This is a genomic window from Micromonospora sp. LH3U1, from assembly GCF_028475105.1.
GTDB lineage: Bacteria > Actinomycetota > Actinomycetes > Mycobacteriales > Micromonosporaceae > Micromonospora.
In genome coordinates this window covers 3,666,295-3,679,835 of the sequence record NZ_CP116936.1, presented here as the reverse complement: position 1 = coordinate 3,679,835, position 13,541 = coordinate 3,666,295, and the positions used below count along the sequence as shown (strand labels likewise).

Here is a 13,541-nt window from a genome sequence, read left to right as displayed (position 1 = left end):
GTGGAGGCGTTCAGGCGGCTGGTGCCCCTCCCGGTCTTCAAAACCGGTGTGGTCCGGGACCCGGGCCAGGCGGGTTCGATTCCCGTCCGTCTCCGCCAACGCTGGGCAGGAGATGACGCGATGGGCGACGGCCGGGTGGACCCGCGACGCCGGGTGCCCCGAACCGACACGCTGCTCGCCGACCCGCTGTTGGCCGCGGCCACCGTGACGCTCGGGCGGGACCAGGTCAAGGCGGTCGTCACCCGGGCACAGAATCGGGCTCGCCGTGGCGAGATCAACCCCGACGAGGTTCGGGATGTCGCGGTCGCCGCGCTGCCCGCACCCGGTCCCCGCTCGGTGCTCAACGCCACCGGCGTCGTGCTGCACACCAACCTGGGACGCGCGCCGTTGTCGTCCGCCGCGGTCGCCGCGGTGGTGGCGCGGCCGGGCACACCGATGTCGAACTGGACCTGACCACCGGCCGTCGGGCCCGCCGTGGCCGTGACGCGCTCGACGCGCTGGCCGCCGCCGTGCCCGACGCGGGCGCCGTGCACGTGGTCAACAACGGCGCCGCCGCGCTGGTGCTGGCCGCCACCGCGCTGGCCGCCGGCCGGGAGATCGTGGTCAGTCGGGGCGAGCTGGTCGAGATCGGGGACGGCTTCCGCCTGCCCGACCTGTTGGAGAGCACCGGAGCGCGGCTGCGGGAGGTGGGCACGACCAACCGCACCACCCTCGCGGACTACGCCGCCGTGATCGGCCCGCAGACCGGCTTCGTGCTCAAGGTGCACCCATCGAACTTCCAGATCACCGGGTTCACCTCCGCCACCGGAGTACGACAACTGGCCACGCTCGGGGTGCCGGTTGTCGCCGACATCGGCTCCGGCCTGCTCAGCGCGGATGCGCTGCTGCCCGACGAACCCGACGCGGCCGGCACCCTGCGCGCCGGCGCCGCGCTGGTCACCGCCAGCGGCGACAAGTTGCTCGGCGGGCCGCAGGCGGGGCTGCTGCTCGGTGACGTCGCGCTGATCGATCGGCTGCGCCGCCACCCGCTGGCCCGGGCGCTGCGCGTGGACAAGCTCACCCTGGCCGCGCTGGCCGCCACCCTGCACCAACCGGACACACCGACCCGGTCGGCGTTGCACGCCGACCCGGGTGCCCTGCGCCGCCGGGTGGAGCGGCTCCGCGACCGGCTCGGCGCGGACGGCCGCAAGGCGGAGGTGGTGCCGGCCGTCGCGGTCGTCGGCGGAGGCGGCGCCCCCGGTGTGGAACTGGACTCGTGGGCCCTGAGCCTGCCCGAACGGTACGCGGCGCCGCTGCGCACCGGACACCAGCCGGTCCTCGGCCGGGTGGTGCGGGGCCGACTCCTGCTCGACCTGCGGTGTGTGCCCGCCGACGCCGACGAGGCCGTCCGGGCGGCCGTGCTGCGCGTACCCGGGGACGACTGAGAGTGTTCGTCGTCGCCACCGCCGGACACGTCGACCACGGCAAGTCGACCCTGGTCCGGGCGTTGACCGGGATGGAACCCGACCGGTGGGCCGAGGAACGCCGCCGGGGGATGACCATCGACCTGGGCTTCGCCTGGACGACACTGCCGTCGGGCGGCACCGTCGCCTTCGTCGACGTGCCCGGGCACGAGCGGTTCGTGCCGAACATGCTCGCCGGGGTCGGCCCGGTGCCGGCAGCGCTGATCGTGGTGGCCGCCGACGAGGGATGGATGCCGCAGTCCGCCGAGCACCTCGCCGCGCTCGACGCGCTCGGAGTCGCGTACGGCCTGCTGGCGGTGACCCGCGCGGACCTGGCCGATCCGGGGCCGGCGACAGCCCGCGCCCGCGCCGAGATCGCCGCGACGAGCCTCGGTGCGGTGGAGGCCGTGGCCGTCAGCGGCCGGACCGGCGCGGGCCTGCCGGAGCTGCGTACCGCGCTGGAGCGGCTCGCCGCCGGGCTGCCGCCACCCATGGTGGACGATCCGGTCCGGCTCTGGGTCGACCGTAGCTTCACCGTGCGGGGCAGTGGCACCGTCGTCACCGGCACCCTCGGTGCCGGTCGCCTTCGGGTGGGCGACGAGCTGGAGCTGGCCGGCACCGACGAACCGGTCCGGGTCCGTGGCCTGCACGCACTGGGCGAAGCCCGACCGGAGGCGGCGGCGGTGGCCCGGGTGGCGGTCAACCTGCGCGGTACGCCCCGCGACCGGCTCGGCCGCGGCGATGCGCTGCTCACCCCGGGCCGGTTCCACCACACCGACGTCGTCGACGTCCGGCTCACCGGCGACCCGGCGGCCGACCTGCCGGCCACCCTCACCCTGCACGTCGGGTCGGCGGCGGTGCCGGTACGGGTGCGACCGCTCGGTCCGGACACCGTGCGGCTGCGGTTGGCCCGTCCGCTGCCGCTGCTGGTGGGTGACCGGGCGCTGCTGCGGGACCCGGGCCGGCACCACGTGTCCGGCGGGGTGCGGGTGCTGGACGTGGCGCCGCCACCGCTGGCCCGTCGTGGTGCCGCCGCCGTCCGCGCGCAGGTCCTCGCCGAGTTGGACGGTCGGCCCGACCTGGCCGGTGAGCTGCGCCGCCGCCGGCTGGTCCGGGCCGGTGCGCTGATCCGGATGGGAGTGCCGGTGCACGCCGCCCCGGTGGCCGATGACTGGCTGGCCGACCCCACGCACTGGCGGCGGCTCGGCGACCAGCTGACCGAAGAGGTCGCCCGCTACGCCAGGGAGCACCCGTTGGAGCCCGGGATGCCGGTCGACGCGCTGCGCCAGCGCCTCGCCCTGCCCGACCGGGTGCTGGTCGAGGCGTTGGTCCGGCCGCCCCTGCGGATCCACGCCGGCCGGGTCGGGGCGGCGGGCGCCGACGCGCTGCCCGAACCGGTGGCCCGGGCCGTGCAACGGGTCCGCGCCGAGTACGGTGACCGGCCGTTTCGCGCCCCCGAGGCGGACCACCTCGTCGACCTCGGTCTGGGCCCCCGGGAGATCGGAGCCGCGGTGCGCGCGGGCGCCCTGCTGCGGCTGGCCGACAACGTGGTGCTGCTGCCCGACGCGCTCGACGACGCAGTCCGGGTGTTGGCCGGGCTACCCCAACCGTTCACCCTCTCGGCGGCCCGGCAGGCGTTGGACACCACCCGCCGGGTGGCGGTGCCACTGCTGGAGCTGCTGGACCGTCGGGGCGCGACCCGACGACTGCCCGACGACGCCCGCATCGTCGTCACCTGAGCGCCGCACGTGCACCGGGCCTAACCGGCCCCCGGGTCGGCGGTGGTCACCTACGGTGACGCCATGGACCCTTCCGCGGTCTGGCGGGACCGGCAGCACCAGTGGCGGATCGAGGCGTACCGCGCGCCGGACCTGCGGTTCGCCGTCTACGCCACGAACGGCCCCACCGAGTCTGTGCCGCTCTGGCTGTTCGGTATGTCGGCGCTGGCCCGGTGGCTGATGACGCACGCCATCTCGCTGGATGACCTGGAGGTCGACTGAGCGGGGCACGCCGGGTTGAATCCGCACCCGGAGCCGGCCCCGCTGCGGTTGAGTGACCTGAGGCGGCGGACGGGGGTGCGCGATGGGCGGTCAGCTCGGGCAGTTGGCGCTGGTGGCCGTGCTGGTGCTGGTCAACGCCGCGCTTTCCGGCAGCGAGATGGCTCTGGTGACGCTGCGCGAGGGGCAGCTGCGGCGGCTGGGCCGGCGGTCGCGCGCCGGCGACCGGTTGGTGCAACTGTCCCGCGACCCGAACCGCTACCTGGCCACGATTCAGCTCGGCATCACCCTGGCCGGGTTCCTCGCGTCGGCGGCGGCCGCCGTGTCCCTGGCCGGGCCGCTGGTCGGCCCGCTGGGCTTCCTCGGCGGCGCGGCCCGCCCCGCCTCGGTGCTGCTGGTGACCATGCTGCTGACCTTCGTCACATTGGTGCTCGGGGAGTTGGCCCCGAAGCGGCTGGCCATGCAGCGGGCGGAGCGGTGGGCGCTGCTGAGCGCCGGCCCGCTGGACCTGCTCGCCCGAGTGTCCCGACCGGCGGTGTGGCTGCTCAGTCGGGCCACCGACGCCGTGGTACGGCTGGCCGGCGGTGACCCGCGGGCCAACCGGGAGGAGATGACCGAGGATGAGCTGCGGGAGATGCTGGCCAGCCAGCGCGGCCTGTCGGCCCAGCAGCGGGAGATCCTGTCTGGCGCGTTCGACATCGCCGGCCGGACGCTGCGGGAGATCCTGGTGGCCCGGCGGGAGGTGACCACGCTGCCGGCCAACCTGACCGCCGACGAGGGCGTGCGTCGGCTCGCCGCCGCCGGCCGGTCCCGCGCTCCGGTCACCGGTGCCGCCGGCCTGGACGACGTGCTGGGTGTGGTGCACATCCGTGACCTGGTGCAGGCCGGCACCGCCTCGGTGGGCGAACGGGTCCGGCCGCCGCTGCTGCTGCCGGTCACCCTGCCGGTCGCCGACGCGTTGCGTCAGCTTCGTCAGGAGCATCAGCAACTGGCCCTGGTGGTCGACGAGCACGGCGGCATCGACGGCATGGTCACCATGGAGGATCTGCTGGCCGAGGTGGTCGGTGAGTTGTACGACGAGACCGACCGCGATGTGCACGGGGTGATCCGGGAACCGGACGGGTCCCTGCTGGTGCCCGGTGACTTCCCGCTGCACGACCTGCCTGATCTGGGGGTGCGGCTGAGCTTCCCGTTGTCCCGGGACTACACCACGGTGGCGGGGTTGGTGCTGGCTCGGCTGCGGCACCTGCCGGATGAGCCAGGGGAGTTGGTGCGCCTGCCCGGGTTGACCCTGGAGGTGGTGGAGGTCGCCGACCGGGCGGTGCGGCGGGTGCGGCTACGCGGGTTCGTCACCGAACGCTGACCATCACCCAGAAGAGGGCAATACGCCAAAAACCCCCCAGAGCGGATTCGGCCGCCCTACGGTGCGATACGTGAAGGACCGAGGGTTGCGTACGTTCGTCACGGTGCTGGCCGGCCTCGCGGTGATCTACTTCGGGAGCGCCGGCCGCAGCCCCGAGGAGGGCCGTGGCATCTCCGGCGGAGTGGTGGTCCTGGCGCTGCTCGCCGCGCTGCTGGTGTGGCACCTGACCCGCCCGGGGGACAAGACGGTGAAGTGAGCGCCTCAGCGGGCGGCGACGCGGGTGACCTCGCCAGCGGACTCCTCGCCGAGCGCCACCCGCACCAGCGCGGAGGCGAGCCGGCCGAAGTCCGGTTCGTCCACGAGGTCGGCCAACCCGTCCGGGGAGCCCGGCAGACCCAGCCGCTTCGCCCCGGCCAGCGCGCGACGGTCGGCGTACGGGCGCAGGTCCGACCAGACCGTCTGAGCTTCCCGCAGGTAGATGTCCGCGCCGGTGGGGCCGATGCCGGGAAACTCGGTGAGCCGTCGACGCAGCCCAGCGGGGTCGCCCTGGGCTTCCCGGTGCAGTCGCCGCAGGTCACCGTGCCAGCGGTCCAGGCACAGTCGGGCGCCGGTGCCGAGCATGGTGGCGGTCCGCTCGTCGTAGCGGCGGTAGTGGCCCCGGCCCAGCGCGTCGACCCGCTCCTGCCAGCTGGCCGCCTCCATCGCCTGTGGGGTGCGGTAGCCCGCGGCGAACAGCTCCCGCGCGGCGTCCACCGCCACGCACGCCCGGATCCGGGTGCTCAGCAGGGTGGCCAGCACCAGCAGCTGGTACAGCGGCCCGGGGCGGTCGGAGAGCCGGATACCGGCCTCCTCCGCGTACGTGCGGCCACGCCGGTCCAGCAGGACCTCCACCACCGTTCGATCGTTACCCACGCCGACCGGGTACCCAGTCCGTGCCCCGCTAGCCGTCGCGCCGGTGCCCGGGGCCGGAATGCCGCCGGGGCGGGCGGGTATGCCGGCGGGGGAGGCGGTCGATGCCGCCTGCCGTATCCGGAGGGAGACACCCGTGGTCAACCCGCAGCAGGAGGAGCTCCGGCGCAACGCCAAGGGAGCCACCAGTCAGGACAGCAAGGGGCCCAAGCCCACCGGGCACCCGCTCAACCGCGGCTCGTCGCGCGGCGACGAGGGTCGGCCGGTGCCCAAGGGGCAGGTGTCGCCGTACGGCCCGGCCGGTGAGCCGGTGGCCGAGGACGACACCCGCTAACTAGCGACCGCGGCCTGACGGCCGCCGCAACCTGTTCCAGGTGGCGGCGGCCGTCAGCCCGTACGCGAGGTGCGGAATGATGTCGGAGATCCAGTCGGAGCGCCGCCACGTGCGCGGGTCACTGATCCCGAGCGCGGTGATCGACCCGTCGGTCATGGTCATGACGCCGGCGCCGAGCAGGCCGGTGGCCATCGGCAGAGGCTGGCGCCGACCACCGGCGTAGAGCGCGAACGCGACGCCCGCCGCGATGCCCAGCCCGTAGCCGATCAGGGGCCCGAGGCCCGAGCGGCGGTTCGCCGCCTGGTCCCCGGACCCCAGGTCCACGTGCGCGATCCCGGCCAGCCGGTCGACGGTCTCCTGCGGGACGTCGCTCTCCGGCCGTGCCCGCAGCGCCATGTCGAGGTAGCTGACCACGTTCAGCGCGGTGCTGCCGACGGCGCCAGCGATGGCGCCGTCGGCCACGTCGACCCTCCTCACTTCGGGTCGCCCGGTTCGCGCTCGCTCTTGGGGCCGTACGTGCGGTCGCCGCGCACCACGCCCCGTTGTCCCCGATCCTCCTGGAGGATCCTGTTGGCGACCTGGTTGGCCTTACCGTCGGGCACCCGGCGTCCGGAGTCGTCGATCGCGTTGCGCAACCGCGCCCGCTGCTTGTCGTACGCGTTACTGCCCGGCCGTGGTCCTGGCATCTGCTGCCTCCTTGGTCGGTCTGGGGTACCTGCTGCCATCGGCGTACCGCGGCCGTCTACCCGTCTCGCCACGGGCCAACCCCGCGCCCTAGTGGGGCGCGCGGACCACGGCGACCGGGCACTGCGCGTGGTGCAGCACCGACTGACTCACCGACCCCAGCAGCAACCCGGTCACCTCGCCGCGCCCCTGCCCACCGACGACCACCAGTTGGGCGGTGCGGGACGCCTCGGCGAGCACGGCACCAGGGCGGCCTCGTACCGCCCGGCAGGTCAGCCGCAGTTCCCGGTGGTCCTCGGTCAGCCCGGTCAGCCACCCGGCGAGCATCCGCTCCTGCTCGCCGTGCAGCTTCGCCTCGTCGTACACCAGGGGTTGCATGTCGCCCGGGCCGCTGCTGCCCGGGTGCCGGTAGGCGTGCACCGCCACCAGCGGCACGCCGCGCGACACGGCGGTCTCGGCGGCGAAGTCGGCCGCCAGCCGGGAGGCCTCCGAACCGTCCACCGCGACCAGTACCGGTTCGTCGGGTCGTTGCTCGCCGCGGACCACCAGCACCGGGCAGTCGGCGTACGCGGCGACCTGCACCGCCACCGAGCCGACCACCAGCGCGGTGAAACCACCCAAACCGCGGTCGCCGAGCACGATGAGCGCGGCGGTGGGGGATTCGCCCACCAGCACGGCGGCGGCCTCACCGTCGATGATCTCGCCGGAGATGGACAGTCCGGGAGCGGTCGCCTCGGCCTCGTTCACCGCGGCCTCGACGAGCTCCTCGGCACGGTGGCGCAGCCCACCTCCGGGCGGCGCATCGGGGGCGGGGGAGACCGGCACGTGCAGCAGCGGCCAGATGAAGCCGTGTACGACCCGCAGTGGCCGATGCCGGCGCGCCGCCTCCGTGGCGGCGAGGCGTACGGCGCGCAGCGCCGTCTCCGAGCCGTCCACGCCGACCACCACCGCCGCGCTGTTCGCCGAGTTCACCGCCCACCTCCCGCCGGGGCCAGTATCGCGGGCGGAGACGCCGTCGCGCCGTGATACCGCGGAGCGCTCCCCGGTCGGTACGCTGGCGACGACCGGCCGGGGAGGGGCGTCGTCGATGGGTGAACCAGACCAGCCGAGCACCGCGCGCATGATCGACTTTTGGCTCGGCGGGGCGCGCCACTTCCCCGTCGACGTGGCCGCCGCGGGGGCGTTCGAGCAGGCGTACGGGCCGTGCGCGCCGGTTTTCCGGGAGCTGCGGGCGTTCCTCGGCCGGGCGGTGCGGGCCATGGCCGGGCAGGGCGTGGACGCTTTCCTGGTGTTCGGCGCCGGGGTGCCCACGATGGGCAACGTGCACGAGGTCGCCACCGACGCGACCGTGCTCTACACCGATGTCGACCCGGTGACGATCCGGCTGGGGCAGAGCGTCCTCGCCGGCAGCGACCGGGCCGGCTACGGCTTCGGTGACGCGACCGACATCGGCACGGTCGACCCGGCGCAGCTGCACCGTTTCGTTCCGGGTTGGGGCCGGCGGCCGGTCGGGGTCGTCTTTCTCGGGCTCGCAGCGTTCCTCGACGACGCCACGTTGACCCGTACCCTCGACGAGCTGTACGCCGCAGCGGCGCCGGGCAGCCTGCTCGCCGTGGACTTCGACACCGAGGAGCTGGCGGGGCACCCGCAGGCGCTGGCGATGATGGGGCCGCAGTTCCGGATGCGTCCACCGGCGGCGTTCGCGCCGCTGCTGGGTCGGTGGGCGCCGACGGCGGACGGGATCGTCCCGGTCACCCAGTGGCGACCGGAGGGTCCGCCGGCGCAGGTGCCCGACGCGTTCCATGGCGTGCTCGCCGCCCGGGGTGGTGACTGACCGCGCGGGTTCGTCGTTCGGAGGCGTCCGTATGATGCTTGCCGTATAGCAAGCTTCGGGGGAGGACGACCATGGTGGACGCGCCGGACGGGGTGTCGCGCGCGCTGCGCGAGGCCCCGCCCGATCAGTTGGCAGAGGCGGCGGACCGGGCGATCCGGTCGACGATGGGCGCGCTGCGCACCGACGTGTTCGTCGCCGACTACCGGATCAGCGGGCTCTGGCCGGTGCTGGATCCGGATCTGCCGGCGGCCGGGTTCCTGGCCTGCCACACCGTGGCGCAGCGCTGCTTCAGCAGCCAGCAACCGGTGCGCGATATCGCCGCCGAAGGCCCTTGCCGTCTCTACCTGCCGTTGACGGTGTGGGGGGAGCGGCTTGGTGTGCTGCTGATCGAGCTGCCCGCCGTACCGGGTCCGGCCGTCACCGGCCGCGCGACGGACATCGCCGGTGCCCTGGCGGTGGCGATGCGTGCGGCGGACCGGGAGACCGACCGCTACCGGCGGGCCCGCCGTCGCGAGCGACTGACGATGGCCGCCGAGATGCAGTGGGACCTGCTGCCCGGTCGCAGTGTGGCGCACCACGCGTTCGATCTGGCCGGCCAGCTCGAGCCGGCGTACACGGTGGGTGGTGACCACTTCGACTGGTCCCTGGACGGCGACCGTCTCACCCTGACGGTGCTCAACGGCGAGGGCAGTGGCCTGGCCGCGTCGATGCTGACCGCCGTCACGGTCAACGCGATGCGCAACGCGCGTCGCTCCGGTGGGGGCCTGGTGGAGCAGGCCGAGCTTGCCTCGGACACGGTCTTCTACCAGCACCGGGGCCGCCGGTCCGTGGCCACTCTGCTGCTCGAGGTGGACACTCGCACCGGCCGGGTCCGGGCGGTCGACGCGGGATCTCCGCACATGCTGCGGATGCGCGGGTCCGTGGTGGAGCCGATGAAGCTGGATCAGCAGCTGCCGCTGGGCATGTTCGCGGAGACCCGCTACGAGTTGCAGGAGCTGCACCTCGCGCCGGGTGATCGCCTCTTCGTGGTCAGCGACGGGGTGTGGGCCGCCGAGCCGCCGGGCCAGGAGCCGTACGGGCAGCGAGTGATGGCACGTTCCCTGCGCGCCACGCGCTTGCAGCCGCCAGCCGAAGCGGTTGGTACGGTGATGCGCGAACTGCATGCCTACCACGCGGACTCCGATCTGCGCGACGACGCTGTCGTGGTCTGTCTGGACTGGCACGGTCCGCGTGAACGGAGCAGCGGGTGAGGGTCGCCGCCGCTCCGTTGGGCGGCCATCCGCGCGACGACGGCAGGGGACATCGGGTGGAGCGATCTGCGGATCTCGCCGCGGCGATCGACGTGGCTGCCGAGACACTGATCGCCGTCCTCGACTCGGCGTCGTCGCGACCCCAGGTGCCGCCCACCCAGCTGCGGGTGCTGACGCTGATCAGCAGCCGGCAGGAGACAAATGTCAACGGGTTGGCGGAGCTGCTGGACGTGGTGCCCTCGTCGGCGAGCCGCCTCTGCGACCGGCTCGAGGCGACCGGGCTGTTGCGCCGGGTGGCCGATCCACGGGATCGGCGTGAGGTGCGGTTGGTGCCGACCGCCGCCGCGTTGACCCTGTTGGGGGAGTTGGCCGAGCGGCGGCAGCGCGCGGTGCAGGCGGTGCTGGATCGGATGCCGGCGCGGATGCAGCATGACCTGTTGCTGGCGTTGGTCGCGTTCGCTCGGGCGGCGACCCAGCCGGTGCCCGAGCAGCAGACCGATTCCGCGGTCCAGACGGCCTGAGCGCCACCCGCCTTCCACTAGTATCCTAGGACGCTCTACGCGTGGTGATCCACGCCACAATGCGACACCGCCGCACCGGAGGCCGCCTGGCGGCACCCGGGAAGCCGAGGGAAGCCCGATATAGTGACAGCGCACTTACCCGGCCCGCGATCATCGAGATCGCGGGCCGCATCAGGGGAAGGGGCCCCGCCCGGGGCCGCAGGGGAGCCGGCGGTGGCCGGCCCGACAGCGCGTACGACCCTCAGCCGCGCCCCGCGTCGGCCGGGGGCCCGTGCCGTGAAGGAGGATCGGTGTCGCGTCGGCCGGCTCGGGCAGAGCAACCGCGGGACATCGACGACCAGACCCCCGGCAACCAGGTGCTCACCCTGCCCAACCTGATCAGCTTCGGACGTCTGCTGGGCGTGCCGATCTTCCTCTACCTGTTCCTGGTCGCGCGGGCCGACGTGGCGGCGCTCGTCGTGCTTGCCATCGGCGGCACCACCGACTGGGTCGACGGTTGGATCGCCCGCCGTCTGCACCAGGTGAGCCGACTCGGGGAGCTGCTCGACCCGCTGGCCGATCGGCTCTACATCCTCGCCACCCTGGTCGCCTTCACCGCACGGGAGGTGGTGCCGTGGCAGTTCACGGCGGCGCTGCTGGCCCGTGAACTGCTCCTGCTCGGGTCCCTGGCGGTGCTGCGTCGCTTCGGGTACGGGCCGCCGCCGGTGCACTACGTCGGCAAGACCGCCACGTTCCTGCTGCTCGCGGCGTTCCCGGTGCTGCTGTTGGCCACCGCGGCGACCGACGTGGCGACGGCAGCGAGTGCCATCGGCTGGGGGTTGGCCTGGTGGGGGTTGGTGCTCTACTGGGTGGCCGGCGGGATGTACGTCGTACAGGCGGCACGGCTGGTGCGCGCGGCGCGCGGCTCGGGAGCGGCGGCGTGAGCGCCCCACAGCCCGGTAAGCCCCGCCAGGACCGGGTGTACGCGCCGGACTTCCTCACCGAACTGTTTCGCAACCCACTGGACCCGGGGTACGCGGACGCGGCGGCTGCTCGACGGCGGTCGGCGTCCAGCGAGCCGACCCGGGGGTGGCGTGCCTGGTCGGCACGGTCGGTCAGCCTGGTCGTGGCGGTGCTGCTCGGTTTCCTGTTCGCGGTCGCGTACCGGCAGACGATGGCGGACGAACCTGGGCGCAGCCAGGCCCGCTCCGGTCTGGTGACGCAGATCAAGGACCGGGAGAGCCAGACCGATCGGTTGTCCACGCGAGCGGACCAGCTGCGCGAAGAGGTCAGTCGGCAGCGGGACGCGGCGTTGAGCGGGTCGGCAGCAGCGCGGCTGCGGAGCCTGGAGGCGAGCACCGGGCTGGGTCGGGTGCGCGGCGATGGTGTGGTGGTGCGGTTGGCGGACGCGCCGGACAACGCGGACGCCGTGACCGGCGCCGGCGCGGGGCCGCCGCGGGTGCTCTACAGCGACCTGCAGGGGGTGGCGAACGCGTTGTGGAGTGCCGGCGCGGAGGCGATCGCCATCAACGGGCAGCGGTTGACGTCGACGTCGACGATCCGGTCGGCGGGTGAGGCGATGCTGGTGGATTTCCGGCCGGTGACCGGCCCGTACGAGGTGTCGGCGATCGGGCCGGGTTCGATGCGGCGCGCGTTCGAGGACAGCCGTAACGCTGCGCTGATGCGGGAGGTCGCGCAGAAGACCGGGTTGTCGTTCGGTGTGCGGGAGGCGGACGACCTCACCCTGCCGGCGGCTGCGGAGCCGCAGCTACGCTACGCCAAGCCGTCGGTCAGTCCGAGCCCTTCCGCGTCGGGTGTCCGGTCCGGCAGTCCCGGGTCGTCCGGTCCGACGACGACCGTTAGCCCCTTCGGAGGTGGCCGATGATCGCGGTGCTGGCGTTGCTCGCCGGTGTGGTGCTCGGTGTGTGGCTTGATCCCACGGTGCCGGCGGCGTTGCAGCCGTACCTGCCGATCGCGGTGGTGGCCGCGTTGGACGCGGTGTTCGGTGGTGTGCGGGCCAGGTTGGACCGCATCTTCGACGACAAGCAGTTCGTGGTGTCGTTCATCTCGAATGTGCTGGTTGCTGGTCTGATCGTGTATCTGGGTGACCAGTTGGGGGTGGGCGGGCAGTTGTCCACCGGTGTGGTCGTCGTGCTGGGTGTGCGCATCTTCGGCAACGTGGCGGCGATCCGTCGGCACCTGTTCCGGGCGTAGGTTGGGTTGCGATGAGTGACGAGCAGACCGACACGGGGACCGGGTGGCCGCAGCCGGCGGGTCCGGTGCGGCCGGGTGGGCCGGCGGGTGAGCCGGATCCGCGGCCGGATGCGCCGGATCCGGACGAGTTGAGCCCGTTGGCCCCGCAGGAGCCCGCGGAGCCGGAGCGTCCGCACGAGGATCCTGCTGTGGAGCGCGTCGACGACGGTGCGACGGTGGACCTGAGCGCGGTGTCGCGGTCGGGGGAGCCGGTGGCGAGTTCCGACGGGTTGGCGGAGCCGGCCGGGGATTCGGTGGGTCCGGTGGCGGCGGGTCGGTCGCGGTGGAGTACGGCCAGTGTGATGATCGTGGCGTTGTTGGCGTTGCTGGGCTTCACGCTGGTGGTGCAGTTCAAGACGACGTCGACGGATCCGACGTTGGCGGCGACGCGTCAGGAGGACCTGGTCCGGATTTTGTCGGATCTGGATGCGCGGGAGAACCGTCTCCAGCAGGACATCCGCGCCCTGGAGGACAGTCAGCGGCAGTTGGCCTCGGGTGAGCAGGGCCGTCAGGCGGCGTTGGACGAGGCGACGCGGCGGGCGGACGAGTTGGGCATCCTGGCGGGTACGTTGCCGGCGGTTGGGCCGGGGTTGACGGTGCAGTTCGATGCTGGTGCGAAGCCGATCTCGGCGAACCGGGTGCTGGACGCGGTGCAGGAGCTGCGGGGTGCCGGCGCGGAGGCGATGCAGATTTCCGGTGGTGACGGGGCGGCGGTGCGGATCATCGCGTCGACGTACTTCCTCGATGGGGACAACGGGTCGTTGATGGTGGAGGGGCGTCGGTTGACAGCGCCGTTCACGATCACGGTGATCGGTGATCCGGCGACGATGCGTACGGCGTTGAACATTCCTGGTGGGGTGGTGGCGTCGGTCCGGGGTGTCGGCGGTAACGTGACGTTTGGGGAGCGTGAGGTTGCCGAGGTTTCGGCGCTGCACGTGCCGATCAAGTTGGAACACGCCCGTCCGGTCTCCTGAC

Annotated in this window: 16 protein-coding genes, 1 tRNA gene and 1 pseudogene; 14 read left to right on the top strand and 4 right to left on the bottom strand. The window is 73.3% G+C overall.

The annotated features are described in order from the left end of the window. Positions 1–2: 2 nt before the first annotated feature. The 6 genes and pseudogenes from PCA76_RS16885 to PCA76_RS16860 all read left to right on the top strand — a co-directional run bounded on the left by PCA76_RS16885 (position 3) and on the right by PCA76_RS16860 (position 5,058). A tRNA-Sec gene (locus PCA76_RS16885) sits at positions 3–98 on the top strand. A 22-nt stretch (positions 99–120) separates the two neighbouring features. Further along, positions 121–1,424, top strand: a pseudogene (selA, locus tag PCA76_RS16880) (L-seryl-tRNA(Sec) selenium transferase). Between the two features lie 2 nt (positions 1,425–1,426). Continuing rightward, on the top strand, positions 1,427–3,181 hold the full coding sequence (gene selB, locus PCA76_RS16875) for a selenocysteine-specific translation elongation factor (protein WP_272611384.1): 1,755 nt from the start codon (positions 1,427–1,429) through the stop codon (positions 3,179–3,181). 63 nt (positions 3,182–3,244) lie between these two features. Further along, a complete protein-coding gene (locus PCA76_RS16870) occupies positions 3,245–3,442 on the top strand; it encodes a hypothetical protein (protein WP_272611383.1) in 198 nt (65 codons plus the stop codon). An 82-nt stretch (positions 3,443–3,524) separates the two neighbouring features. Beyond that, positions 3,525–4,802, top strand: a complete 1,278-nt coding sequence (locus PCA76_RS16865; protein ID WP_272611382.1) for a hemolysin family protein — start codon at positions 3,525–3,527, stop codon at positions 4,800–4,802. A gap of 70 nt (positions 4,803–4,872) precedes the next feature. Continuing rightward, a complete protein-coding gene (locus tag PCA76_RS16860; RefSeq protein ID WP_036410487.1) occupies positions 4,873–5,058 on the top strand; it encodes a hypothetical protein in 186 nt (61 codons plus the stop codon). Positions 5,059–5,063: 5 nt separating this feature from the next. Here PCA76_RS16860 and PCA76_RS16855 read toward each other — a convergent pair whose 3' ends face one another. Then, positions 5,064–5,714 (bottom strand): hypothetical protein, encoded by a 651-nt coding sequence (locus PCA76_RS16855; protein WP_272611381.1) that lies wholly within the window; start codon positions 5,712–5,714, stop codon positions 5,064–5,066. 133 nt (positions 5,715–5,847) lie between these two features. Between PCA76_RS16855 and PCA76_RS16850 the strand changes: the two genes are divergently transcribed. Continuing rightward, a complete protein-coding gene (locus PCA76_RS16850; protein ID WP_272611380.1) occupies positions 5,848–6,045 on the top strand; it encodes a hypothetical protein in 198 nt (65 codons plus the stop codon). On the opposite strand, the gene PCA76_RS16845 is transcribed toward PCA76_RS16850, so the two are convergent. The 3 genes from PCA76_RS16845 to PCA76_RS16835 form a co-directional block, all read right to left on the bottom strand. Next, complete coding sequence (locus tag PCA76_RS16845) at positions 6,046–6,522, bottom strand: hypothetical protein (protein WP_272611379.1); 477 nt, start codon at positions 6,520–6,522, stop codon at positions 6,046–6,048. After that, positions 6,519–6,731 carry a phosphatidylethanolamine-binding protein gene (locus PCA76_RS16840; protein ID WP_088989541.1) on the bottom strand — a complete coding sequence of 71 codons (213 nt, stop codon included), beginning with the start codon at positions 6,729–6,731 and terminating at the stop codon, positions 6,519–6,521. Before PCA76_RS16840 ends, PCA76_RS16845 begins: the two co-directional genes overlap by 4 nt. 88 nt (positions 6,732–6,819) lie before the next feature. Further along, positions 6,820–7,701, bottom strand: a complete 882-nt coding sequence (locus tag PCA76_RS16835; RefSeq protein ID WP_272611378.1) for a universal stress protein — start codon at positions 7,699–7,701, stop codon at positions 6,820–6,822. Between the two features lie 115 nt (positions 7,702–7,816). Between PCA76_RS16835 and PCA76_RS16830 the strand changes: the two genes are divergently transcribed. The 7 genes from PCA76_RS16830 to PCA76_RS16800 all read left to right on the top strand — a co-directional run bounded on the left by PCA76_RS16830 (position 7,817) and on the right by PCA76_RS16800 (position 13,540). Beyond that, positions 7,817–8,563, top strand: coding sequence for an SAM-dependent methyltransferase (locus tag PCA76_RS16830; RefSeq protein ID WP_272611377.1), 747 nt, complete (start codon positions 7,817–7,819; stop codon positions 8,561–8,563). Positions 8,564–8,634: 71 nt separating this feature from the next. After that, a complete protein-coding gene (locus PCA76_RS16825) occupies positions 8,635–9,813 on the top strand; it encodes a PP2C family protein-serine/threonine phosphatase (RefSeq protein WP_272611376.1) in 1,179 nt (392 codons plus the stop codon). A gap of 56 nt (positions 9,814–9,869) precedes the next feature. Then, positions 9,870–10,334, top strand: coding sequence for a MarR family winged helix-turn-helix transcriptional regulator (locus PCA76_RS16820; RefSeq protein ID WP_272611375.1), 465 nt, complete (start codon positions 9,870–9,872; stop codon positions 10,332–10,334). 290 nt (positions 10,335–10,624) lie between these two features. After that, positions 10,625–11,257: a CDP-alcohol phosphatidyltransferase family protein gene (locus PCA76_RS16815; RefSeq protein WP_272611374.1), complete on the top strand. Its 633-nt coding sequence runs from the start codon at positions 10,625–10,627 to the stop codon at positions 11,255–11,257. Further along, entirely contained in the window at positions 11,254–12,198 is a 945-nt protein-coding gene (locus PCA76_RS16810) for a DUF881 domain-containing protein (RefSeq protein ID WP_272611372.1), read from the top strand. The genes PCA76_RS16815 and PCA76_RS16810 overlap by 4 nt, the downstream gene beginning before the upstream one ends. Then, positions 12,195–12,527, top strand: a complete 333-nt coding sequence (locus PCA76_RS16805; protein WP_030327710.1) for a small basic family protein — start codon at positions 12,195–12,197, stop codon at positions 12,525–12,527. The genes PCA76_RS16810 and PCA76_RS16805 overlap by 4 nt, the downstream gene beginning before the upstream one ends. Positions 12,528–12,538: 11 nt before the next feature. Further along, complete coding sequence (locus PCA76_RS16800) at positions 12,539–13,540, top strand: DUF881 domain-containing protein (RefSeq protein WP_272611371.1); 1,002 nt, start codon at positions 12,539–12,541, stop codon at positions 13,538–13,540. Position 13,541 lies beyond the last annotated feature (1 nt).